A 24,376-nucleotide genomic window follows, 5' to 3' on the forward strand; every position below is an offset into this window, starting at 1 on the left:
GGGCGCTCATCGGGAGGTCACATGCCATCGGACAGCGGGCGCGGCCCGGCGGGCGGACGAGCGGTGGTGATCGGCGGCAGCCTGACCGGCATGCTCGCCGCCGCGGCCCTGGCCACGACGATGGCCGAGGTGACCGTGGTCGAGCGGTACGCGGTGCCCGACGGGCCGGAGCCGCGGCAGGGCGTCCCCCAGGCCCGCCACGCCCACCTGCTCTGGTCGGGCGGCATCCGGGCCGTCGAGCAGCTGCTGCCCGGCGTCACCGAGCGGCTGCTCGCGGCCGGCGCCCGCCGGATCGCCGTACCGGCGGACCTGGTGATGCTGACCTCGGGCGGCTGGCTCACCCGCTTCCCCGAGCACCAGTTCTTCCTCTCGTGCAGCCGCGACCTGCTCGACTGGGTGCTCCGCGACCTGACGGCGGCCCGCCCGGCGGTCCGCGTGCTGCCCGCCACCTCGGCGCTGCGGCCGCACGGCACCGCGGCCCGGATCTCCGGTGTGGTTGTCGGCGGCGCCGGGGTCGGCGGCGGCGCCGAACGCGTCCTGGAGGCTGACCTGGTGGTGGACGCGAGCGGCCGCGCCTCCGCCACCCCGAGGTGGCTGGAAGCACTGGGACTGCCCGCCGTACGCACCCAGGTCGTCGACTCCGGGCTCGGCTACGCCACCAGGCTGTTCCGCGCCCCGGCCGGCACCGAGGACTTCCCGGTCGTCAACATCCAGGCCGACCCCCGCCAGCCGGTCCCCGGTCTGAACGGCACCCTGCTGCCCATCGAGGGCGGCCGCTGGGTGGTCACCCTGTCCGGCACCCGGGGCGGGCGCCCCACCGCCGACCCCGGCTCCTTCGAGGCCTTCGCCCGCGGCCTGCGCCACCCGGTCATCGGCGAACTCATCGCCCGGGCCGAGCCCCTCACCGACGTGACCCTCTCGCACAGCACCGTCAACCAGCGCCGGCTGTACGAGAAGATGCCCGCCTGGCCGGAGGGCCTGGTCGTCGTCGGCGACGCGCTGGCCACGTACAACCCGCTGTACGGCCACGGCATGTCGGTGGCCGCCCACCACGCGCTGGCGCTGCGTGACGAGACCCGGCGGCGGCCCGGGCCCGGACTCGCCCGGCGGGTCCAGACCGCCGCCGCCCGGGCGCTGACCGCGGCCTGGACGATGGCGAGCAGTCAGGATCTGCGCTATCCCGGTGCGGAGGGCGAACCGCCGGGACCGGCCGAGGCCGTGATGAGCCGCTACACCGACCGGGTCATGTTCACCGCGACCCACCGGGCCGCCGTCGGACGCGCCCTGTTCGACGTCATGAGCCTGTCTTCCCCGCAGAACGCCCTGGTCAGACCGGATGTACTCGCCTCCGCCCTGGCGCCCGTCCGCTTTGTCCCGCTGCCGCGCCCGCCCTTCACCGCGGCCGAACTGGACGCCCTGTCCGACCCGCCCGCCCGACCGTAGAGTGGGACGTACGTGGTGATGGGGGGACCAACGTGATATCCGAGCCCGAGATGACGCAGGGGCCGGAGTCGGCGCCGCCCGCGGATCTGCTGAGCGACGAGGACCGCCACTCGCCGGGCCTGGCCCGGCCGAAGCCACGGCCCTGGGTGTGGGGGCTGGGCGGCGCCGTACTGGCCTCGGCGGTCTGGGGGGCGGCGCTGCAGGGCGTCGGCTACGGTCGCACCGCGCTCCCCGACCTGCACGGTTTCCACATCCGCGGCACCCTCTGCACCCCCTCCATCATGGAGCCCCTCACCGACAATGTGACCAGCGGAAGGATCGCGGCGGAAGAGCCGGAGATACGCGAGGGGCCGGCCCTGGACCACATCGCCTGCTCCTTCGCCTCCTCGCTGCCGACCGGCGACGGCTGGGCCACCGCGTACGCGGTCTCGGTCACGGTGGACCTGCACAAGAAGACCGACCCCCGGGCCGAGTTCGAGGCCACCTACGACCCCCGGGCCTCCGCGGCCGCCTCGAAGGAGATCGGCGACACGGTGTTCTATCCCGACGCCAACTCCGTGACCAGGCCCTACCCGGGGCTGGGCGACCTCGCCTACGCCGACGACGGCAGGACCCACGAGTCGCTCAGCGTGCTGTTCGGCGGCGCCGTCATCTCCGTCACCGTCGACGCCATCAACACCTGGACGGCCCCGGGCCGGATGCCCACCGACGCCGACGGGTCCCCCGAGCGCCCTTACCTGGTGGACAGCAGCTCGATACGGCCCTTCCTCGCCCCGACGGTGCGGCACCTGATGGGTGTGCTGTCCGAGCCGGTGGACGGCAGCCAGGACTGATCCGGCCCGTCACGTGCCGTCCGTCAGCTGCGCCATGGCGTCGCCGACGACCTCGGCCAGATCCTCGTCCGCCGACGCCTCCGCGATCTGCCGGGCCCGTTCCAGGGCGGCGCGGGCCGCCGCGATGTCCTCACGGCCGAGGGCGGTGGTCAGGGTGGCGAGGGCGTACACCGAGAGCCGCGCGGTGCCGGCGTGGCCCTCCGCGTACAGCCGGGCGCAGACCTCGACCGCCTCCCGCGCCTGGGCGACCGCCTCCTCGCGGCAGCCGAGGTCGTGCAGGGTGTCGGCGAGGTTGTTCAGCGACTCCGCCAATTCGACTTGGGTCGCGGGCCGTTCGTCGTCGGCGAGGCTCCGGCGGATCCGCGCCGCCTCCGTCACCAGCACCACCGCCTCCGTGCCCCGGTCGAGGGCGCTGAGGCAGACCGCGTGGTTGTGCAGGATCGCGGACAGCTCCTCGTCGTACTCCCCGGGATTCCCCCCGGCCTCCGCCAGGTCGTACAGCTGCCGGGCGGCGGCGGTGAAGGCGGCGTCGGCCTCGTCGAGGCGCCCGTCCACGTCCAGGGTCCGGGCCAGGCCGTGCAGGACGGAGGCGCGCTGGGCCGCGAAGTCCGCGCGTTCGAGGCCGTCGTGCGCGCCGTCGCCGACACCTGCGCCCGCCCGCTCGGCGAGTTGCGCGTAGCAGCGGGCGGCCCGCCGCTGGGCCCGCGCGGCCTCGCCGTAGCGGCCGAGGTCGAAGAGCACCAGCCCGAGCAGGTGCAGGGCGCTGCCCAGCTTGCGGTCCAACTCGGCGCGCCCGCCGTCCACCAGCCGTTGCAGGATCGCGGCGGCCTCGCCCGCCAGCCGCAGTGCCTCCTCGCTGTCGCCCTCGTCGTGGAGCAGGTCGGCCATGGAGACGAGGGCGTCGGCGAGGTCCGGTTCGAAGACGTCGGGGCGGGGATCGGACAGCTTGCGGTAGATGTCGACCGACTCGTCGTACGCGTCCAGCGCCGCCACCGGTCGGTCCGTCCCGCTCAGCGCGTTGCCCAGGTTGTGCAGGGCGCCGGCGAGTCCGGACAACTGGGTGCCGGGGAGCGCGGTGGCCAGCCGGCGGTAGATCGAGACGGCCTCCGTGATGCGCTTCACGGCCTCTTCGCCGTCGTCACCGTCGCCGCCGGCGCCTTCTTCCCGCGCGATGTTGCGCAGCACGGCCGCGCTGTTGTTGAGGGTGTCGGCGAGCCGGGTGAGATGGACGTCGCCGTGCCGGGCGACCAGCTCGCGGGCCATCCGGACGGCTTCCTCGGTCACCTCGTACGCCTCCGCCCAGCGGGCCAGTTCGGCGTACGCGCCGGACAAGTTGCCCAGCGCGCGGATGAGTTCGCCGCGGAAGCGGTCGCTGCTGGCGGCGTCCAGCTCGCGGTAGGCCCGCGCGCCCTCGATCGACGCGGCCAGCCCCTCGGTGTGGCGGTGGGCACCGCTCAGCGCGTTCGCCAGGTTGTCCAGGCCGCCGGCCAGCCGGTAGAGGGACTCCACCTGCTCCTGGTCGTCGGCCGCCTCGGCGAGGGCGGCCCGCTGCCGCCGTACGGCCTCCTCGATCGCGGCGACGGCTTCCTGGTGCCGGGCGCAGTCGCCGAGCAGATTCCCGTAGGACGTCAGGGCGGTGGGCAGGAAGGCGCGTGCCTCGGCGGACGACTCGGCCCGCTCGCGCAGCAGCTCGACAGCGCGGACCGCCTGCTCCAACCCCTCCTCCACGAAGCCGAGATGGCTGTACGCGCCGGCCAGCGTGTTGAGGGCGTTGCCCAAGTCGTCCGCGAAGTCCGGGTCGTCGGCGGCGAGACGGTCGAACCGCTCGACGGCGCCGGACGCCTGGACGAGCGCGTCGTCGAACTCCCCGACGGCTTCGAGGCGCAGCGCGAGATTGTGCTTCAACTGGGCGACGGCCGCGTCGTCCGGTTCCTCCTTCTCACCCTCGGCGCCCGCCGAGCCCGCCGAGCCCTCCGCGCCCTCGGCCCTCTCTCCCGCGAGCAGCGCGGCGAGTGCGGCGCGGGTGCTGACCACGGCGTAGACCGCCAACGCCAGGCTCTCCTCCGGCAGATGCTCGACCATCGCCTCCTGGAGGCCGAGGTCGGCGCCGCCCGCGGTGACCTCGGTGAGGACGCCGACGAGCGTGTCGTCCTCGGTCCGGGTGGCCACCGCGATGGCGATCGGCAGGCGGGCCAGCGGGTCCGCGGTGATCAGCGCTCTCATGGCGTCCTCGACGCCCGCGCGGCGCGCGGCGGCCCGGCCGAGCACCGTCAGCGCGCGGGTGATCTGGAGGCCGTCCAGCGGCCCGGCGACCGCGGCGCACAGCTCGGGGTGGTCGAGCAGGGTCGCCACCACCAGGTCCTCGCCCAGCCGGTCCGGGCGGATCGGGTTGAGAGCCGCCGCCGTGCCCGGGTAGAGGGCGCCCAGCCAGCGGCGGTAGCGGTCCACGGTGTCGTGGCCCTGCCGGTCGAAGGTCGGCAGCGCGGCGAGCAGGGCGTGGGCGCCGGCGGTGTCCCGCGCGCCGAACAGCGTCGCCGCGGTCACCGCCTGGTCGAGCCGCCCGGGGTGCGGGTCCGGCAGCCCGAAGGCGGGCGCGGTGGCGGTCCAGTACCGGCGCTCGTGGTCGAGGACCCGCAGGATGGGATCGCGCCGGGCGGGGGTGGTGGGTCGAGGGGTGTTGCCCAGGCCGTTCGCCGGGCCCTCTCCCGGGCCGGGGCCGGGGCCGGGGCCGCTGCCCGGCCCGCCTCCCGAGCTGCCTCCTGGACCGCCTCCCGGCCCGCCGCCCGAGCCGTCGAGCAGCGCCGCCAGAGCGGCGGCGTGGATGTCGAGCACCCGGTCGTACCGGCGGGCCGCGAGATCCGCCGGGGGCGGCGACGCCTGGGCGGCCGGCCGTCCGAGCCGGGCGGCGAAGGCGGCCAGCGCGCGGTCGTATTCGGCCCGGCGCCGGTCCGGCGCGGGCACCACGGACGGCAGGGGCTGCTCGGCCATGTCCATGAAGGCGGTGGCCACCCGGTCGTTGGCGCTGCGCCGCAGGAACTGCTGCCACACGCCGGCCGAGCGGGCCAGCAGCAGCATCCGTACCGGACCCTGCTCGGGCCCCGTGGACCGCGCGGCGAGTTCGGCGGCCAGCGCGGCGAGCTGCGCGGTACGTCCCTCCGCGTAGTCGACCACCAGTAGCAGCGGCGCGCTCAGCCGGTGGACGCGTGCCAGTACCCGGGCCGGCACTTCCTCGGGTACGAAACCGGCCGCCCATCCCCCCGCCGCCGCCTCCTCGATCAGCCGGCCGGCGATCCGGGTCTTGCCCTGGCCGCCGGGGCCGGTCAGCAGCCGTACCCCGAACCGGTCGGCGCTCTCCAACCACCTGACCAGCGTCGGCAGTTGGTCGTCGTCGCGGACGAACTCCACGACGCCGTACTCGGCCCGCAGCAGCATGCTGGGCAGCGGGTCGGCGGGCAGTTCCTGAGGTGCCTCGAAGAGGTCGGGAAGGAGCAGCTCCGGCACCAGCTCGGTGATCAGCCCGGCGAGCCGCCGGACATCCTCACCGAGCGTGCGGTGGTCGATGAACGAAGCCTGGCGGTAGGCGAGTTCGGCGATGTCCGCGGGCAGCTCGGAGGCGACGGGCGGCGCGGCACCGTCGAGCAGTACGGGAACGATGGCTATCCCGCGCGCCAGCGCCCGCCGGATCTCCCGCCGCACCCAGTCCGACTCCCGGTCCACCAGGCGTCCGCCGTCGGTGGCCGCCGGGTCGGCGGCGAGCCAGTCGGGCCCGATGAGTACGAGCAGCACCCGGGACTGCTCCAGCCCCAGCCGGATCGCGGCCGGATAGACCTCGCCCGGCAGCATGGTGACGCAGTCGCGGAAGACCCGCTCGGCGCCGAAGGCCTCCGCGAGCAGTTCGTAGCAGGCAGCCGCCCCGTAACGCGCGTCGAGCGTGCGGTAGTTGACGAAGACGTCGACCGGGATATCGACCACGGCACGGACCTCCAGCCCCCAGGATGGCTCTGTTCCAGCAGCCATCCTGGCAGCGGCGGCCCGGCCGTTCCGGGGTTCGGCCGTTCCGGGACGCGGCCGTTACGCACGCGCCGCCGCGCCGGACGGCGCCGCGGCGCCACAGCTCCCGCCCGGCGCCACGGCGCTCGTCCGCCGGGGGTCAGGCGGCGCCGTAGCCGACCGAGATGATGCGCTGGGCCGCGTTCGCGTACACCTCCGGGTCGGTGGGCGCCAGGGTGCCGAGCCCGTCGACATACCGGTTGAACATGCAGAAGGCCGCCGCGATGAGGACCGTGTCGTGGATCTCCACATCGGTCGCGCCTTCGGCCCGCGCCGCGTCCACCAGTTCGGTGGTGACCTTGCGGCCGTCGTCGCGTACGGTGCCGGCGATCTGGAGCAGCGCGCGCATCTTCGCTGTCACCGGCGCCTGCACGACATCGGCCCGCACCTGGTCCACCAGGTGCATGCCCCCCTCCAACTGCGCGGCGGCGAAGGCCGAATGCGACGAGCAGCAGAACTGGCACTCGTTCAGGCCCGATACGTAGGCGGCGATCAGCTCGCGCTCGCCGGCGGTCAGCGAGTGCTCGCCGCGCAGCAGCTGCTCCGCGAGCATGTTGAGCGGCTTCGCGGTCTCGGGCCGGAAGGTCATCAGGCCATTGATTCCCGGAAGTTTCCGCTCGTCCACTCCCAGATCTATGTGCGCCATGACACCACATTCCTCGGTCGGTGGTCCGGTCATCGGATTATTGCCGCACATTACCCAACGGGGTCCGCACGGACGAGGGTTCGCCGCCTTCCGGCGAGGGACTGGGCAATTCAGAAGAAGCCGAGGTGGCGGGGGCGCTCACCCGGCGCGTCCGCCCGGGGTGTCCGGCCGGGGTCTCCGGCCGGTGTCCGAATTCCTCGAATCGGCTGCCGGGCGGTCTTCGCGCTCGCTAGCGTGGTCGTCATGAGCCTTCTGACAGAGCAGATCGGAAGCATTCCCCGGCCGGCCGAATTGATCGACGCGTTCGCGGCCAACAGCGCCGGGACCCTCTCCTCGGACGAACTGGCGGCGGTGGCCGACCGCGCGCTGCGCGACACGATCACCCGGCTGGAGGCGACGGGCTCGCCGGTCGTCAGCGACGGCGAGCAGACCAAGTCGAGCTTCGCGACCTACCCGCTGGACGGGTCGGACCAAGTGGCCGCCGACGGCATCACCCTGCCGTTCGCGGACGGCCACACCCGGCAGCTGCCCCGGCTGGTCTCCGGTCCGTTCCGCTACGCGGTGCGGGCCGACAGCTATCTGCGCGCCGCCCAGCGGTACGCGAACGTGCCCGTCAAGCAGGCGGTGATCGCTCCGTCCGCGCTGAGCCTCCTCTACCCCGAGGCCGGAATTCCGGGCTATACGCGCGAGGAATTCCTGAGCGATCTGCTGGACGAGGCCGAAGCGGACGTACGCCAGTGCCTTGACGCGGGCGCGCACTCCGTGCAGATCGACTTCACCGAAGGGCGGCTTTCGGTCAAGCTGGACCCGAGCAAGGGACTGCTCCACTCCTTCGTCGATCTCAACAACCAATTGCTCGAACGTTTTTCCGAAGAGGAGCGGGCGCGTATCGGGTTGCACACCTGTCCGGGTGGCGATCTCGATTCCACCCACAGCCTCGACGTGGACTACGCGGAACTCCTGCCCGACCTGTTCCGTATCAAGGCCGGCCGCGTATACATCCAGCTCGCCAGCGAAGCGGACCCCCGGCGGGTGCTGGAGATCGCCGGGCAGCACCTGCGTCCGGAGCAGAAGCTGTTCGTCGGTGTCGTCGACCCCATCGACCCGAAGGTGGAGACGCCCGAGACGGTGCGGGACCGGGTGCTGCTGGCGGCGGAGTTCATCGCGCCCGAGCAGCTCGGCACCTGCGACGACTGCGGGTTCTCGCCCTTCGCGGACGATGCGTCGACCTCCCGCGAGGTCGCCTTCGCGAAGATCGCGGCCAGGGTCGAGGGCACGGCGCTGGCGGCTCAGCAGCTCGGTATCTGACCGTCCGACCGTCCGACCCGGGTCCACACCGGCTCCCGGTCCTCGGTCCTCGGCCGGACGGCATTCGGGGAAGGTGCGGTCGCCGCCGCGATGCTTCCCCGCTTTCCGGGGTACGGGTCAAGCGTGAATCTATGGGGTAAACGGGACGGAATGGTCGTCCACGACCGGGAGCCGTTCAACGCCGAATCGCCCAGGGCCGCGCTCCGGGACCGCGAGACGCCGCTGGACGCCTTCTACAGCCGCAACCACGGGCCGATCCCGCGGATCGACCCCGCGTCCTGGCGGCTGGCGGTGGACGGCCTGGTCGAGCGGCCGCTCGCCCTGTCACTGGACGAGCTGCGCGCCCGCTTCCCCGAGACGGAGGTGGTGGCGACCCTGCAATGCGCGGGCAACCGGCGCGCGGGCCTGATCGAGGTCCGCGACATCCCCGGCGAGGACCCGTGGGGCCCGGGCGCCACCTCCACCGCGCGCTGGACGGGTGTGCGGCTCGCCGACGTACTGGCCGCCGCCGGTCTGCGGGCCGGCGCCGGCCATGTCGCCTTCGCCGCCCCCGACGTCTCGCAGCTCGCCCACCCGCCCCAGCCGTACGGCGGCTCGATCCCGGTGGCCAAGGCGGTCGGTCCCGAGGTGCTGCTGGCGTGGGCGATGGACGGCAGGCCGCTGCCCCGGGTGCACGGCGGCCCGCTGCGGGCGGTGGTGCCCGGCTGGATCGGTGCGCGCAGCGTCAAGTGGCTGGAGCGGATCACCGCGCAGGCCGATCCCTCCGCCAACTACTTCCAGGCCACCGCCTACCGGGTTCTCCCCCCGGAGGCCGACCCGTCCGCGGCCGGCCCCGGCGACGGCATCTCGCTCGGCCCGGTCGCCCTGAACTGCGACATCCTCTCGCCCGAGGCGGACACCCGGCTCCCGCCGGGCCCCACCCTGATCACCGGTTACGCCCTGGCCGGCGACGACCGCGCCGTCGCCCGCGTCGACGTCTCCCTCGACAACGGCGCCACCTGGACCCAGGCGGAGCTCGACCCGCAGAACGGCCCCTGGACCTGGCAGCACTGGCGCACCCGCCTCGACCTCCCGGAAGGCACCGTCCTCATCACCGCCCGCGCCTGGGACTCCACCGGCGCGGCCCAGCCCGAATCCCCCGCCCACCTCTGGAACCCGAAGGGCTACGCGAACAATTCCTGGGCGCGCCTGCGCCTGGCCTGCCGGCCCTGACGTCCGGCCGCCACCCCGAGGCCCCCACCCGGGCCCCAGGCTCCCCGGCGCGCCGCCAGGCAGACGGCGACGCGCCGCTCACCAGGGCGGGGGCTGCGGCTCCCGCCCGCGCGGATCGAAGGATGCACCGCAGGTACCTGTGGGGGGTACATTGCGGGTGTCAGACGCAACGGGAGTCAGCATGCCCTACACCAGCGACACGTCCTCGGACAGCGTTGGGGCCCGTATCCGCGAGTTCCGCCTGATCCGTGGTTTCTCCCTCGCTGAACTGGGGCGACGTGCTCACGTCTCCACCAGTCAGCTTTCCCGCATCGAGAACGGGGACCAGCCGCCCAGTGAATCGGTGCTCTCCTCCGTGGCCCGCGTCCTCGGGGTGAGCGTGTCCGTTCTCCGGGGCCAGCCCTATATGGAAACCCTTCATCGCGATCAGCTCGACGCGCTGCTCCAGCCCATCAGCACGGCATTCGACGACTGGGACATGCCGCCGGACGACGGACCACCACCGCGCACGCTCGATGTCCTGGAAGGCGATGTGCGGCGCATCTACGCACTGCGGGTGAAGGCCGCATTCAAGGAAATCGCCGACCGGCTCCCGGGGCTCATCTCCGAACTGGCTGTCGTGACGCAGCTCCACCCCGCGGGCCGGGACCGCGAGCGGGCCTACGCGGCACAGGCCGAGATCTCCCGCACGGCTGCGATCGTCGCGTACCGCACGGGATATATGGACCTGGCACGCCTCGCCCTGGCCCGTATGGCTGTCGCGGCTCCGCAGTCCGGCGATCCTCGGCAAGTCGCCGTGGAAAGGTACGAGCGCGCGCAGATAGCTGCGGACAGTTCGCGCCTGGACCGGGGTGTGTCCCTGATGAGGCACGCTCTGCGGGACCTGGATGACGACGGTGACCGCGCGACCAGAGCGGTCCGTGGCACTCTGCAACTGCGCGCTGCGACGCTCTCGGCGCGGCAGGGCGACAAGACTGGCGCTGCGAGTTGGCTGGGTGAGGCGGCCGAGCTGGCCGAAGTGACCGGAGAGACCCGGGACTACGCCCTAGCCTTCGGTCCGCTCAACGTCCGGCTGCACGAGATCTCGGCCGCCGCTGACCAGAACGACTACGACGTCGCGCTCGATGTCGCCGACAGGGTCCGTCTGCCGGATGACTACCCTCCGACGCGCGCAGCTCATTTCTGGATCGACCGCGCGCATGCCCAGGCGTGGACGGCGCGGCCGGATGAGGCGTTCGCATCGCTTGTGGAGGCGCGGGATGCCTCTCCGCAGTTGGTCCGTTATCACCACTCGGTGCGCGAGACGGTGGGGACGCTGCTGCGGTTCCGGCAGCGGGCGAGTGATCCTTTGCGTGAGTTCGCCTTGTGGAGCGGTGTGTAGCGGGACAAGTGCGCAGAGTCAAGGCCCTGGTCGTCCCTACCTGAGGGATATCGGGGCCTTGTTGCGTTGGCAGGCTGAGGGTTGACAGTCCCCCGCGACCGTGTGACCGGCCCGGGGGCGTGGCCGACCTGAGGAAAGCAGGCTGACATGCGTGAGTTTATCGGGCGCGGGTTCGGACGGCCGGGGGCAGCGGCTGGGGTGGGGTGCTGATGCGGTTGCTCCCGTGGTCCGGAGAAGACGGCAAGGCGTGTTACCTGAGCACGGACGGCGAGGGTTCGTACCTGTCGCGGCTGGCGGACAATCTTGAGGCGGTGCAGCTCGGGATGGCGGAGGATCTTCTGGGCTTCGTGCGGAAGATGTTGGAGGAGGACGGGCCCGCCGAGACGGAGCTTCGGGTGATCGTCACGCGGATGAGCGAGGCGCTGTGGGACGTCCTGCGGATTGCCCGGAGCCGGGGTGGTCGTCTCCCCCAACTGGATGACGATGCGGTGTCTGCTGCGGCTGAAGCGGCGATCGATCGGGAGATCCGCCGGTGACGGCCGCGACGGATCACCGTGCCGTGGAGGCCGGGGCGCCGCGTGCGAGCCGCGCGGTGCCCGAGCCGTTCGCCGCTTCTCGGGAGCCGGTGCCGCCCGGCCGGACCTGGACGATCACCACCGCCAGCGGACTCACGCTGACCGGTTATCTGCCCGGCTGGGCCGGGGACGATCCGAGCGAGACGGGGGTACCCGTCGATCAGCTCTCCCTGCGGCTGGCCGACCTCAGCCACCACAGCGACTTCGCCGGTCAGCCCTTGCGGGTCTGCACCGCGTTGGGCGAAGGAGGCTACCGCGACCACGAGTTCGAAGCGTTCCGGGGTTCCATCACCTGCAACCCGTACGACGATGACGCGGCCCTGCGCCTGCCGGTGGTCAACATCGAAGTCCTGCCGGAGTACATGATCGACGGCCTCACCCCGGACGGCATCACCGGACTGGCAGCCGCGTTACGGGCTCAGGCCGATCGCCTCGACCACGAGATCCGGCCCACGCTCATCGCCGCGCGTAGCGACTGGGCTCAGCATCACACCGCCTGACCCCCCAGTCGCCCCGGCCGACCACAACCATCCGTCGGCCGGGGCGCGTTGGGCGGGGCGGGTGACGTACAACCTCCGGGCGTGGCGGGGAGTCCTGTCATTGCGTGGCCACGCACCTGTTCGAGCCCGGCCGTTGGATCGCGGCGGTGTCGGGCGTAGGCCCGCATGACAGGAGTCCCATGAAAGTCTTACGCAGGGGTGGACGTCGGTCAGCTCTCGGCGCTGTCGTCCCGCTCGGCGTGGTTGCCCTGTGCGCCGCAGGGCTGGTCGTGGCCGGGCCGGCGCACGCGGACGCCGGCGCCGGCGACAGCACGGAGCCGCGCGTCATCGGGGGGAGTCCGCCCAGCCTGGACGCGCATACGTGGCTGGTGGGCCTGAGTGATGGTCAGCCGCATTCCACGGTCTATCCGTGCGACGGCGTCCTCATCGCGCCGGACAAGGTGCTCACCTCGGCCTACTGCGATCGTGACGGCTCGCTGACCGGGGTCAGCGGTACGAACGCCTACGGCACCGGCTACCACTCGGACATCAGCTCGGTGTGGGTGGACCCGTCCTACCACCAGGGCGCCGTCACGGCCGACAACGACATTGCGGTGCTGACGCTGAGCACGCCCTTCACCTTCGCCGACAACTTCCTGAACCTGCCGGTGGCCACCGCGAACGACGCCGCCCTCTACCAGTCCGGCACCCAGGCCACGGCTTAAAGCTGGTCGCCGTCGGCGACTACGACGGCGACGGCCACCCGGACCTGTTGGCCCGCGTGCCCTCCGGGTCCTTCTACCTCTTCAAGGGCACCGGCCGGTCCGGCCCGGGAACGCTCGCCGCCCCGGTCCGGATCGGGACCGACTGGAACATGTACGACCTGCTGGGCTGACCGGCCGGACCCCCGGACCACCCAGGCCGCCCGTCCGCCGCCGCACGCGGCGGCGGCCGGGCGGCCCGCCCGGAGCGACCGCCCCCTCACGTCGCGCGTTCGTCCGACCGCTCGCCCGGCTGTTCGGCGGACCGCTGACGGGCCACGCAGGTGCCGACGACCACGGCGGGCCACAGCGCCTGGGCGGTGGTCAGCGCGCGCTCGGCGACGCCGACGGCGCCCCCGGTCCACAGTTCGATCCCGAACCACAGCGCGCCGACCCATATCAGCGAACTCGCCGTGATCGACGTTGCTGGCCGCAGCCCCCACGGCGCGTTCTCCCGGCCGTCCCGGCCCAGCACCGGCCACAGCGCCAGCAGCGAGAACCCGATCCCGACCACGAAGCCGTGGGGCAGCGAGCCCCCCGAGCGCGGCGCCGGGAACAGCGCCAGCAGGATCGCCGCCAGTCCGCCGCCGGCCATCGCCAGGCGGCCGCGCGGCCCGGCGGCGCGCAGGCCCCAGGCGGTCAGCAGATAACAGGTGCCCACCGCGACCAGCGTCCCGGTCAGCACCCAGTAGCCGGTGCGGCCTTCGGCCGCCAGCACGCTGATCGTCTGCGTGACGGGGTCGTAGCGGGACCCTTCGAGCGTCGCGCCGGTCTCCCAGCCCACGACCAGTACGACGGGGGCGCAAGGCGAAGAGACCAGGGCCCACCACGCTACGAGTCGCATCGAACCACCGTAAATCGCCCCGCTCCTTCCCCGGTCGCGCACACGCAGGCGGGAGGGAAGCGGAAGCCGAAGCGGTCCGGCGGCGGCCTCGGCGGGGCCCGGCGCAAGCAACGGGGAGGTCACATCTCGGCCGACCACTGGCCGGATACCGGTCGGCGGGCATCCCGGCGGGCCATTCCGCCATCTAGTCCATCTGGTACGGAGAACGGAGCCCGGAAGGACTTTTTTGATGGCCAGCACCAACGCGCCCACCTCCCCGGAGGCGGCCGGGCGCAGCCGTGAACCGCTTCCCGCCCGGGACGTACGGCCCTGGCGGCGGCCGTGGCGAGGCCGGTGGCAGAAGTCCCGGCGGGGATCCTGGCGACGGCCCCGGCCCCGCCCCTGGCGGTCGCCCGAGGGGGAGCCGGCCTGGGCACGGCCCGCGCTGCTGGTCATCCTCGCGGTGGCGGCCCTGCTGTTCGTCTGGGACATCCAGCACAGCACCTACCACTCCTTCTACTCCGAGACCGCCCGGAGCATGAGCCTGAGCTGGAAGGGCTTCTTCTACGGCTCCTTCGACCCGGGGAACTCCATCACCCTCGACAAGGTGCCGGGCTTCCTGTGGCCGCAGGCGCTGTCCGTACGGCTCTTCGGCTTCCATCCCTGGGCGTTGACCCTGCCGCAGGTGGTCGAGGGCGTGCTGAGCGTGGCGGTGCTGCACCGCGCGGTACGGCGCTGGGCCGGCTTCCGGGCCGGGCTGCTCGCGGCCCTCGCCTTCACCGCCACACCGGTGATCACCGGGATGTTCCGTACCGACGTCGAGGACCCGGCTTTCACACTGCTCCTGCTGCTGGCCGCCGACGCGACCCTGCGGGCGGCGCGCGAGGCCCGGCTGCGGTCGCTGGTGGCGGCCGGGATCTGGGTCGGACTGTCCTTCCAGGCCAAGATGCTGGAGGCGTGGGCGGTGCTGCCGGCGCTCGCACTGGCCTACGGGGTGGCCGCTCCGGCCACCGCGCGCCGCCGGCTGGCGCACCTGGCGGTGGCGGGCGCGGTCTGCGTGGCCGTATCGGCGTCCTGGGTGCTGCTGGTGACCCTGACCCCGGCCGGGGACCGCCCGTATGTGGACGGTACGACCGACAACTCGGCCATCAGCCAGGTGGTCGGCTACAACTTCCTCAACCGCTTCTCCTCCCTCGGTATCAGCGCCGCGTCCACCGGCAGCGTCGGCACGTCCTCGATGGCCGGGATGCCGGCGTCGCAGGGCGGAGCCGCGGCGCCCACCGGCGACTGGGCGAAGATGCTCCGCGCGCCGCTGGCCTCGCAGACCGGGTGGCTGTATCCGGCGGCGGCGCTGGCGGCGGTGTACGGACCGGTCCGGCGGCGCGGCAGACCGCGTACGGACACGGTGCGGGCCGGCTTCCTGCTGTGGGGGGCGTGGGCGGCGGCGTTCTTCCTGGTGTTCAGCGCTGGGGCGGTCGGCACGCACATCTACTACCTGGGCATCCTGGCGGTGCCGGTCGCGGCGCTGTTCGGCGGCGGGACGGCGGAGTTGTGGCGCGGCTGGCGTGCCGACTCCCCGGCGGAGGAACGGGAGGGCGTCCGGCGGCGGGCCCGGACCTGGGCCCGGGCGTGGGCGCTGCCCGCGGCCGTACTGGCGACGGTGGCCTGGTCGGCGTTCATCGCGCACCGGTTCCCCGCGTTCCTTCCGTGGCTGGCCCCGGTCGCCCTCGCGCTGGGGGTGGCCGGGACGGCGCTGCTGCTGTTCCGCGACGGAGCCCGGCGGCGGCGACTGGCGGCGCTGGGACTCGGGGTGGCGATCGTGGGCATGCTGCTGCCGTCCGCGTCCTGGGCGTCCTCCGTGCTGGACACGACGTACGGGCACTCCGGGATGGGCGCGGCCGGACCGCTGACCCCGGCGGAGGTCGCGGGGCACCACCACCGGCCGGGCGCGGGCAGCGCCCTCGCCGAGGGGTCCACGAAGGGGGTCGCGGCTTCTTCGCCGGGCCCGGTGGTGAGTTCGTCGGACGGGCGCGGCGCCGGGAGGACGGGGCGCGGGCGGCATAGCGGCCACCCGTCGGCGGGGCTGAGGTCGGGATCGGGGTCCGGGTCGGGCCGGCGGGCGGCGGCGGCACGGGCGGCGCGGTCCGCCCGCGCTCGCTCCCTGGCCTCCTGGCTGGCGGAAGCACGGTGGCCGGTCACCGGATACACCACGCCCCGGGCCCTCAGCGCGGACCAGCTGCGCCTGCTCGCCTACACCCGGGCCCACCGGGACGGCGCCGCCTTCCTCTTCGCGACGACGAGCTGGCGGGAGGCCTCGCCCTTCATCCTGCTCAGTGGGGCGCCGGTCCTGCCCATGGGCGGTTTCACCGGCGCGGCGCCCACGCCCACGCCGGACGGAGTACGTCACCTGGTCGCCACCGGCCGGCTCCGCTTCTTCCTGCTCGGCGGCCCCGCCACCGCCGCCGGGCACGCCGCCGCGACCTGGGTGCGCGCGCACTGCTCCCGTGCGGGATTCCGGCCCGCCCAGCTCTACGTCTGCTCCCGGGCGACGGCGGGAGGCGCGGACCAGCACGCTTGACGCGTCCGTCCCGGCCTCCCGCCGCCGCCCCGCGCCGTCAGCTGCTCGGGCTCAGGCCTTCCGGCTCGCGGGACAACGATTCCTCCGCCGCCCGGGCGCGCGGGTCAGGGGCGAGCCGGGTCAGCGCGGTGTGGAGCACGAGGGCGGTGGCGAGGCCGACCGCCCAGCCGTAGTCGGCGAGCGGTTTGAGCACGGGGATCAGGCCGTCCGCCGGGAAGGGGCCGGTGCCGGGGGCCGAGTGGGAGCCGCCGATCGCGAGGACGCCGCCCACGGCGAAGGCCAGCACCGCCCGCCAGTTCCAGCCGGCGTCGTACCAGTAGCGGCCCTCGGCGCGGTAGAGGTCGGCCAGGTCGAGCCGGGTGCGGCGGATCACCCAGTAGTCGGCGATGAGCACGCCCGCCACGGTGCCCAGCAGACCGGCGACCGTGCCGAGCCAGGTGTAGATGTACGCCTGCGGGCTGGCGATCAGCTTCCACGGCAGGATGACGACGCCGACGCCCGCCGTGATCAGCGCGCCGGTGCGGAAACTGATCCTGCGCGGCGCCATGTTGGACAGGTCGAACGCCGGGGAGACGGTGTTCGCGGCGATGTTCACCGACAAGGTGGCGATCAGGATGGTGACCAGGGCGAAGAGGACCCCGGCCCAGTTGTCCAGCTTCGCCGCCAGCGCCACCGGGTCCCAGATGGCGGTGCCGTAGACCGCCTGGGAGCCGGAGGTCACCAGGACCGACAGCAGCGCGAAGGCGGTCATGGTGGTGGGCAGGCCCAGCGACTGGCCCCACAGCTGGGCGCGTTGGGTCGCGGCGTAGCGGGTGAAGTCCGGGATGTTCAGCGCCAGGGTGGACCAGAAGCCGATCATGCCCATCAGGCTGGGGAAGAAGACCTTCCAGAAGCCGCTGCCCCAGCCCAGCTGGGACGGCTGGTCGAGCAGCGGCCCGAAGCCGCCGGCCTTGACGGTCATCCAGGCGAGCAGGGCGAGCGCGCCGGCCAGGACGAAGGGGGCGGCCCAGTTCTCGAACCGCCGCACCGTCTCCATGCCCCGCGCGATGATGGCGATCTGGACCACCCAGAAGAGCAGGAACGACAGCCACTGGGTCCAGGGGTAGCCGCCGATGTGCCCGGCGCCGGCCCACCAGTCGCCGAAGAGCTTCCCGGCCAGCAGGAAGATGCCGGAGCCGCCGATCCAGGTCTGGATGCCGAACCACGCGCAGGCGACCGCGGCGCGGACCAGCGCGGGCAGGTTGGCGCCGCGGATTCCGAAGGCCGCGCGGGCGAAGACCGGGAAGGGAATGCCGTACTTGGGCCCGGCGTGCCCGGTCAGCAGCATCGGCAGCAGCACGACGACATTCGCCACGGCGATCGTCAGCACCGCCTGCTTCCAGTCCATGCCGAGGGCGACCAGGCCCGAAGCGAGCGTCCAGGAGGCGATGTTGTGGGCCATGCCGACCCACAGGGCGGCGAAGTTGTACGTGGTCCAGCGGCGCTGGGCGAGCGGGACGGGCAGCAGGTCCTTGTTGGCGTAGGGGCCTGCCGGAGCGGCACCGTCGGGGAGTTCGACGCGGTCGTCGGGGTCTCCGGGCCGGTCGGTCGGGGTCGTGATGGCGGACATGGCACAGTCCCTTCATACGAGGCGGGGACGAAAGGGGTGAACGGTGCCGTGCGGGGGGCCGCTCGATCCCTTCGGTCTTCCCATCGCCCAGCTCCCGCACGCACGACCGGCGCCCGTTCCTCCTCTTGCCGCCGTCGCCGCCGCCGTCGCCGCCGCCGCCGTCGCCCGTCCGCCCGCGGTCCGCCCGCCTCCCGCCCGCCGTCCGTCTCCTGTCGCCGCGTCAGGAGCGGGACGGCGGCGAGGGTCAGGCCGCGGGCCGCCAGCCGAGGGCCGGACCCAGCCGGGTGGCGATGTCGGTGAGGATCTGGATGTAGTCCTCGCGGTCGAAGGTGAAGGGCAGCGCGAAGGCGACCTCGTCGATCTCCCGGAACGCGGCGTGCGCGTGGAGCCGTTCGGCGATCAGCTCGGAGGGGCCGACGAGGTCGGGCGCGAACAGCATCCGGGCCGGCCCCTGCGGCGTGGCGGTACGCGGCAGCCGGCGGGCGGCGAACTCCTCGTACTTCGAGCGCTGTTCCGCCGAGGCGGTGTCGGTCGGGATGACGACGAGCCCCTGCGAGACGCGGGCGCGGTCGCCGTCCGGGTGATAGCCGCGGAAGGTACGGATGTGCGCGAGCTGGATCTCGGCGAAGTCCTCGGCCTCCTCGGCCTTGACCACGCTGCTGGTCAGGAAGTTCATCCCGTGCTCACCGGCCCACTGCGCCGACCGCAGGCTCGCCCCGCCGTACCACATACGGCCGCCCAGGCCCGGCGAGTGCGGCTGGACCCGGTCGGAGAACACCTCGAAGCCCTCGGTCCCGCTGAAGTCGGTGACGGCCTGGCCGCGTACGAAGTCCAGCAGCCGCCGCAGCCGTTCGTAGCCGAGGTCCTCGATGTCGGCGGTCTCGGGGTAGAGCGCGTGCTTGACCCGGTCGTAGTGCATCGGCGGGCCGGCGCTGATCCCCGGATTCAGCCGGCCCCCGGACAGGATGTCGACTGTCGCCAGGTCCTCGGCCAGCCGGAGCGGATTCTCCCAGCCCAGCGGGATGACGGCGGTGCCCAGCTCGATCCGGCTGGTGCGCTGCGAGGCCGCGGCCAGCACGGCGACCGGTGAGGAGATGCCGTATTGCAGGTGGCGGTGCCGCACCCACGCGCTGTCGAAGCCGAGCCGCTCACCCAGCTCGATGATCTCCAGCGTCGACTCGTGCCCCCGCCGGGGATCGGCCTCGTCGAACAGCCCGATGGTCAGGAACCCCAGCTTCCGCAGGGGTCGCGAGGTCAGCGGCACAGGATCCTCCATCGTCCACGGCGTCCTCCGCCGCATGCCGGCAGCCCGGGACGAACGGCCTGGACGACCGGCCCGGATGAGCAGTCCAGATGATGGCAGGTCGCTCCCCGGCCCGACCTGCCGACCCGGACCGGGGGATTCCGCCGGGCGCGGCTGTCCGGGCCGTCCGGGTGATCCGGGCCGTGCGTTGCCTTGGAGGCCTCCGCTGAGGCCTCCGTGGCCCCCGAAAGCATGCCGGGTACCCGGTATTGAATTCGGCGGGGTTTCCGGCTCCGGGGCGGGAATTACCCTTTGCGTCGTTCTCTGAAACCCCGGCCGGAAGCGCGCGGAAATGCCGGAGCGCGCTGGTGCGAGCCCCGCGCGTGCCGGTGGCGGGCGGCAGGAATCGCCAGCGGAATGCCAGGAAGCTTCACGGGGCAAAGGGTTGTTGCAGAAATGATCCAATGTCGATCAGTGCTTCATCGGTGTGGTCGTATCTGATGACTAATCCGATGGCCGTCTCTACGGTAATTGCGCGGCGTGCTGGTGATGACGCCCACCTGCCCCGAGATGAAGGTAGGAAGAATCTATGGCCCGACCTTTGCATTCCGGTGGATTATCCCGGCCGTCCTCGCGCCGGGCGGCCCTCGCCGCGACCGCCGTCCTGCTGGCCGTCGCGGCCGGCACCACCCAGCCCGCGACCGCCCGCAGCGCCGCCGCTCAACCCGCGACCGCCCGTACCGTCGCCCAGCCTGCCGCCGCCCGCGCGGCCGTCACCCCCATCACCGCGGCGGCCGGTACGTCCACCCTCTCCAAGACCGCGCGGAACCTCACCCACCCGGGCCAGTCGCCCGCCGAGCACGGCGACACCGTCAACTGGGCGGTGAGCTACCACAACGCGGGGCAGGGCGCCCCGGCCCCCGCCACGATCACCGATCCCGTACTGGGCGCCGGCACCGCGCAGTCCTACGTACCCGGTTCGCTGAAGGTCCCGCCCGGCTGGACGCCCTCGTGGTCCAGCGACGGGAGCGACTTCACCCCGGTCGACCAGGGCGCCGCCACCACCGCCGTCCGGGCGTCGAACCCCGAGGCGACCGCCGACGGCACCAGCGTGCGCGCTGACCTGCTGCCACCGGTCCAGGCCGGCGCCCGCTCCACCGGCGGCGACGGCTTCACCCCGATCCTGCACCGCACGGCCGCCGGGGACGTGGAGGCCTGGAACATCTACCACCACACCGGGCCGGCCGCCCCGCTCGTGGTCTGCAACGACCTGTCGGCCGGCCAGCCCTGCGCCGGAGGACCCTGGCCGCGTCCGCTCAACACCGCGTCCGGGCCGCTGGGCAGCGGCGCCACCGGCGACATCTTCACCACGCTCACCCCGCAGTACGTCGTCGATCCCGCCCGGCCCGGCGTCGTCTACTACCCGGCGGTCGCGGCCGGCGCCGTCGGCGTGGGCTGCCTCGACCTGGACGCGCGGGCCAACTGCGGCTTCACCGCGCTGCTCGCCTCCGGCGGCGCGCCGTCCAGCGCCAACGGCCTGGCCGGCCTCGTCATGACCGGCGGCGATCTCTACGGAGTCGCCAGCACCGGCCAGGTGCTGTGCCTGACCGTCGCCACCCGGACGCCCTGCGCGGGCCAGCCCTACGCGGCGATCGTGCCGCCCAACCACGACCAGCCGGGCGCCACGTACTCGCTCTACATGGGCTCCCTGGTGCTGATCGGCGGCAGGGTCTACGCCTCGTCGGCGCCGCAGACCTCGGGCTCGACGATCACCGGGCCGCCCGCGCTCGGCTGCTTCGACCCGGCCACCGGCCAGGCGTGCGCCGGCTGGACCACGCCCCACCCGGCGGGCCCCGACGCGAACTCCTACACGTACAACGCCTTCGCCTCCTACGACACGGCCGGCGACCCCAATGGCGTGTGCAGCGCCGACAGCAGCGGCGCGGCGCCCGCCACCCGTTGCTACGCGCTCGACGGCGGCCCGGCGCCCGCCGCGGCGACCGGCCTGGACGGTCTGCCCGGCGGTGTCCTCGTCTTCGACCCCGAAGTGGTGACCGCGGCCGGCGACACCCGCAGCTATTTCGCGGTCTGGGGCGGACCGCTGCCCGGCAACACCGTCTGCTACAGCTGGACCCACGCCCAGCCGTGCGCCGGATTCCCCGCCGCGGCCGGCCACCCGGCCGTCAACGGCGGTGTCACCCGCGACTACGGCTACTCCTACGACGCCACCACCCGGTGCCTCATCGGCCTCGGCGACGCCGGTGTCCTGTTCTCGATGGACCCGGCCACCGGCGCCTCGCCCTGTGTGCACAGCGGCGCCACGGTCGAGCTGCGGCCCTCGGCCTTCTACTGCGACGGCGGGCCGGGACACGTCCAGGGCTACACGCGGGCCCGGCTCACGGACTTCGACCTGTCGCACGCGGACCTGACCGCCTCGACCGTGTCGGTGACCGATCCCGGCGGCGGGGTCGTCGCGACTCCCGCGCTGCCGCCGTCCGGCGTCATCGACCTGTCCGGCGTCTCCGCCACCGACCACCCGGCGATCACCGTCACCGTCCAGCTCGTCCTCACCGGTACCGGCGACTTCACCGCCACCAACCACCCCGCCCTGACGGCTTCCTTCCAGGGCGACGACCCGCAGGTCTGCCTGCGCACGGTCGTCGCCCCCGACTGCGCCACCACCGCGGTCGCCGACACCGCGACCGGCGCCGACAGCACGGGAGCGCTGACCTCCGGCACCGTCTCCCTCGACATCGACCCGGGCGCGGCATGCCAGCCCCGGGTGACGGTGAACAAGGAGATCTGCACTGTCTCCTCGCCGCACGCCTGCGGGCCCGGCGGCGCCGGACCCTGGGCCAAGACCAGCCCGGTCGGCCTGCTCCAGCTCCTCGGCACCGCCTACTGGCGCATCACGGTCACCAACGCGGGCCCGGTCGACGCCGCGCAGGTCACCGTCGACGACCACAACACCCCGGCCTGCCACACGGCGGCCGGTACCTTCACCCTCCCGGCGGGAGCCACCCGGCAGGTCTACTGCAACGCGTTCCTGCTCGCCCTGCCGCTGAAGAACACCGCCACGGCCACCTTCACCGCGGCCCACTCCCCGCAGGGCACACCGCCGACCACCTCGGCCCCCTCCTCGGCCGTCGCCTGCTCGCTGCTCTGCGTCCTGGTCGGGGGCGACCGCTCCTGACCCTCCCCGGCCCCCGCTGATCCGGCCCCTCCGACGACCACCCGTCCCCGGCTCTCCCCGGGGGCGGGTGGTCCCGCGTCCGGCGGTCCCGGTCAGCCGGCCGGCGGACGGAAACGGCCGGGCCGCCGACCAGGAAGAACGGCGGGGCGTCGTTTCGCGACGCTCCCCGAACGTCCATGAAATCCCCCCGTCATGGTTTCAGGCTACGATCCGCTCCACACATGATCGGCAATGACCGTAGGCGCTTCGTCGCCGTGTCGGTTCCCGACCGTCCCGGGACGGTTCCCGGGGGCACTCGGCGGTCCTCGCCGGCATGGCTTCGCACCGCCTCCCCGGTCCGCACCGATGACGAAGGAGCTTCGCGATAGCGCTACGGATATGGCTCAGCAGCGCCGGGGTCGCCTCGACCCAGGTGATGCGGATGCTGCGCGAGAACCCGGACGCCGTGGGCGTCCACATCTACGGCACCAACGTGGACCGGGACGCCCCGGCCCTCTCGGCGTGCGAGGTGCGCGAGGTCGAGCCCCGGCACGTCGGCGACGACGAGTACGCCGCGTTCGCCCTCGACTTCTGCCGCCGGCACGGCATCGACGTCCTCATCCCGCCCAGACGCCTGGCCGCGCTCGCCGGACGGACCCGGGCCTTCGCCGAGATCGGCACGAGCCTGATGTGCTCACCCCCGGCCGCGATCGACGTACTGACCAGCAAGAGCCGTACGTACGAGGCGGCGCGGGCGGCCGGCGTGCCCGTACCGCCGTGGCGGCTCGTCTCCGACGCCGAGGGCTTCCGGGACGCGGTCGCCGAGCTGTCGGCGGACGGGGAGCGGGTCTGCTTCAAACCGGCCGGGGAGTATTCGGCCTTCGGCTTCCGGATCCTGGACGACCGGCCGCTGCGCATCCGCGACCTGCTGGCGCCGCCGGTACCGCTGGCCTCGGTGGGAGCGGTGACGGACGCGCTGAAGCGGGCCGCCGACGAGGGCGAGCCGATACCCGAGTTCCTGGTGATGCCCTACCTCGACGGGCCCGAGGTGAGCGTCGACTGCCTGTCCGCGCCCGGCGGCGCCACGCTCGCCGCCGTCGCGCGGTCCAAGCAGGGCCGCTACCGGCTGCTGCTCGACGACCCCGCGGTGACCGCGATCGCCCGTCGCCTGGTCGCCCACTTCGAACTCGCCTACCTCTCCAATGTCCAGCTCCGGCACCGCGACGGTGAGCCCGTACTCCTGGAGGCCAACCCCAGGGCCTCCGCGGGCATCTTCCAGACCGCCTTCACCGGGATGAACCTGCCCTGGGCCGCCGTACGCCTCCTGCTGCGCGGCGACACCGGCCCGCTGCCCCAGCCCCGGCTGGGCCTGCGGATAGCGGTCACCGAATCCGCCACCGAGGTGGAGGTCACGCCGGTCCCGCCCCGGGCCGACCGCCCTGTCCCGCTCCCCGACCCGATCCCGCCCCACGAGCCCGTGCGCGCGCTCACCGGACTCGACCGGAGCCGCCTCAGCCCGCAACGCCAGCCCGCGCCGGCCGAGGCGCTCGTGGGGGAAGCGCTCGTGCAGGAGGCTCTGGTGGAGGAGGCGACGGCGACGGTGGGATGAGCCCGGCGCGGACGCCCCGGTGCGGGGCGCTCACCCGGGCGGCGGAACCGGCGGGCGCCCGCCGTATTCGACGCGCGGGTCCGGACGGCTCGGCCCGTCCCGCCGCCGTCCGTCTCCCGGCCCGGGCCGGGGCGCTCGCTCCGGCATGCCGGGAGCGGCGCGGGGGCGGACGATCGGGGGGACGTCATCCGGACAGCGAAGGGATTCCTCGTGGCCACCACGCGCACCGCGCACACCGAGTGGGAAGGCGACCTGCTCCAGGGCTCCGGCGAGATCACCCTCGACTCCTCGGGAGTCGGCCACTACCCCGTGACCTGGTCTTCCCGCACCGAGGACCCGCACGGGAAGACCAGCCCCGAGGAGATGATCGCCGGCGCCCACTCCAGCTGCTTCGCGATGCATCTGTCGAGCGAGCTCGGCAAGGCCGGCACCCCGCCGACCCGGCTCAACACCTCGGCAGCGGTCAGCTTCCAGCCGGGCAGCGGCATCATCGGCATCCACCTCACGGCGGAGGGCCAGGTGCCGGGCATCGACGAGGCCGGATTCAACGCCGCCGCCGAGGAGGCGCGGGTCAACTGCTCGGTGAGCCAGATCCTCACCGGCACGACGATCACGGTCAGCTCGGCGCTCTCCTCCTGAGCCCCCGCCCCCGGC

18 protein-coding genes are annotated in these 24,376 nt (G+C 73.4%); 13 read left to right on the plus strand and 5 right to left on the minus strand.

Annotated features, from left to right (window positions below; all coding sequences use genetic code 11):
- Nucleotides 1-21 precede the first annotated feature (21 nt).
- Entirely contained in the window at nucleotides 22-1,443 is a 1,422-nt protein-coding gene (locus ACFO3J_RS23060) for an NAD(P)/FAD-dependent oxidoreductase (RefSeq protein WP_386432274.1), read from the plus strand.
- A gap of 50 nt (nucleotides 1,444-1,493) precedes the next feature.
- Nucleotides 1,494-2,276, plus strand: coding sequence for a hypothetical protein (locus tag ACFO3J_RS23065; RefSeq protein WP_386432277.1), 783 nt, complete (start codon nucleotides 1,494-1,496; stop codon nucleotides 2,274-2,276).
- A 9-nt stretch (nucleotides 2,277-2,285) separates the two neighbouring features.
- On the opposite strand, the gene ACFO3J_RS23070 is transcribed toward ACFO3J_RS23065, so the two are convergent.
- Nucleotides 2,286-6,248: a tetratricopeptide repeat protein gene (locus tag ACFO3J_RS23070; protein WP_386432279.1), complete on the minus strand. Its 3,963-nt coding sequence runs from the start codon at nucleotides 6,246-6,248 to the stop codon at nucleotides 2,286-2,288.
- A gap of 178 nt (nucleotides 6,249-6,426) precedes the next feature.
- On the minus strand, nucleotides 6,427-6,972 hold the full coding sequence (locus ACFO3J_RS23075) for a carboxymuconolactone decarboxylase family protein (RefSeq protein ID WP_386432282.1): 546 nt from the start codon (nucleotides 6,970-6,972) through the stop codon (nucleotides 6,427-6,429).
- Nucleotides 6,973-7,215: 243 nt separating this feature from the next.
- Here ACFO3J_RS23075 and ACFO3J_RS23080 point away from each other — a divergent pair, with 243 nt between their 5' ends.
- From ACFO3J_RS23080 to ACFO3J_RS23110, 7 genes are all read left to right on the plus strand, one after another.
- Nucleotides 7,216-8,280: a cobalamin-independent methionine synthase II family protein gene (locus ACFO3J_RS23080; RefSeq protein ID WP_386432285.1), complete on the plus strand. Its 1,065-nt coding sequence runs from the start codon at nucleotides 7,216-7,218 to the stop codon at nucleotides 8,278-8,280.
- A 150-nt stretch (nucleotides 8,281-8,430) separates the two neighbouring features.
- A complete protein-coding gene (locus ACFO3J_RS23085; RefSeq protein WP_386432288.1) occupies nucleotides 8,431-9,492 on the plus strand; it encodes a sulfite oxidase in 1,062 nt (353 codons plus the stop codon).
- Between the two features lie 181 nt (nucleotides 9,493-9,673).
- Entirely contained in the window at nucleotides 9,674-10,873 is a 1,200-nt protein-coding gene (locus ACFO3J_RS23090) for a helix-turn-helix domain-containing protein (protein WP_386432291.1), read from the plus strand.
- A gap of 209 nt (nucleotides 10,874-11,082) precedes the next feature.
- A complete protein-coding gene (locus ACFO3J_RS23095) occupies nucleotides 11,083-11,409 on the plus strand; it encodes a hypothetical protein (protein ID WP_386432294.1) in 327 nt (108 codons plus the stop codon).
- A complete protein-coding gene (locus tag ACFO3J_RS23100; protein ID WP_386432297.1) occupies nucleotides 11,406-11,948 on the plus strand; it encodes a DUF6907 domain-containing protein in 543 nt (180 codons plus the stop codon). Before ACFO3J_RS23095 ends, ACFO3J_RS23100 begins: the two co-directional genes overlap by 4 nt.
- 179 nt (nucleotides 11,949-12,127) lie before the next feature.
- Nucleotides 12,128-12,652 carry a trypsin-like serine protease gene (locus ACFO3J_RS23105; protein ID WP_386432300.1) on the plus strand — a complete coding sequence of 175 codons (525 nt, stop codon included), beginning with the start codon at nucleotides 12,128-12,130 and terminating at the stop codon, nucleotides 12,650-12,652.
- A gap of 2 nt (nucleotides 12,653-12,654) precedes the next feature.
- Nucleotides 12,655-12,822 carry an FG-GAP repeat protein gene (locus ACFO3J_RS23110; protein WP_386433063.1) on the plus strand — a complete coding sequence of 56 codons (168 nt, stop codon included), beginning with the start codon at nucleotides 12,655-12,657 and terminating at the stop codon, nucleotides 12,820-12,822.
- Nucleotides 12,823-12,908: 86 nt separating this feature from the next.
- Here ACFO3J_RS23110 and ACFO3J_RS23115 read toward each other — a convergent pair whose 3' ends face one another.
- Entirely contained in the window at nucleotides 12,909-13,532 is a 624-nt protein-coding gene (locus ACFO3J_RS23115; RefSeq protein WP_386432303.1) for a DUF998 domain-containing protein, read from the minus strand.
- Nucleotides 13,533-13,761: 229 nt separating this feature from the next.
- On the opposite strand from ACFO3J_RS23115, the gene ACFO3J_RS23120 reads away from it, so the two are divergent.
- Nucleotides 13,762-16,089 (plus strand): ArnT family glycosyltransferase, encoded by a 2,328-nt coding sequence (locus tag ACFO3J_RS23120; protein WP_386432306.1) that lies wholly within the window; start codon nucleotides 13,762-13,764, stop codon nucleotides 16,087-16,089.
- Between the two features lie 37 nt (nucleotides 16,090-16,126).
- On the opposite strand, the gene ACFO3J_RS23125 is transcribed toward ACFO3J_RS23120, so the two are convergent.
- Nucleotides 16,127-17,698, minus strand: a complete 1,572-nt coding sequence (locus ACFO3J_RS23125) for an NCS1 family nucleobase:cation symporter-1 (RefSeq protein ID WP_386432308.1) — start codon at nucleotides 17,696-17,698, stop codon at nucleotides 16,127-16,129.
- A 244-nt stretch (nucleotides 17,699-17,942) separates the two neighbouring features.
- Nucleotides 17,943-18,962, minus strand: a complete 1,020-nt coding sequence (locus tag ACFO3J_RS23130; protein ID WP_386433066.1) for an LLM class flavin-dependent oxidoreductase — start codon at nucleotides 18,960-18,962, stop codon at nucleotides 17,943-17,945.
- 568 nt (nucleotides 18,963-19,530) lie between these two features.
- Here ACFO3J_RS23130 and ACFO3J_RS23135 point away from each other — a divergent pair.
- The 3 genes from ACFO3J_RS23135 (at nucleotide 19,531) to ACFO3J_RS23145 (ending at nucleotide 24,361) form a co-directional block, all read left to right on the plus strand.
- Nucleotides 19,531-22,134, plus strand: coding sequence for a DUF7617 domain-containing protein (locus ACFO3J_RS23135; protein ID WP_386432311.1), 2,604 nt, complete (start codon nucleotides 19,531-19,533; stop codon nucleotides 22,132-22,134).
- A gap of 421 nt (nucleotides 22,135-22,555) precedes the next feature.
- Nucleotides 22,556-23,722 (plus strand): ATP-grasp domain-containing protein, encoded by a 1,167-nt coding sequence (locus ACFO3J_RS23140; RefSeq protein ID WP_386432314.1) that lies wholly within the window; start codon nucleotides 22,556-22,558, stop codon nucleotides 23,720-23,722.
- Between the two features lie 210 nt (nucleotides 23,723-23,932).
- Nucleotides 23,933-24,361 carry an OsmC family peroxiredoxin gene (locus ACFO3J_RS23145; protein ID WP_386432317.1) on the plus strand — a complete coding sequence of 143 codons (429 nt, stop codon included), beginning with the start codon at nucleotides 23,933-23,935 and terminating at the stop codon, nucleotides 24,359-24,361.
- Nucleotides 24,362-24,376: the final 15 nt, after the last annotated feature.

It is taken from the genome of Streptomyces polygonati (assembly GCF_042650325.1).
Classification (GTDB): Bacteria; Actinomycetota; Actinomycetes; order Streptomycetales; family Streptomycetaceae; genus Actinacidiphila; species Actinacidiphila polygonati.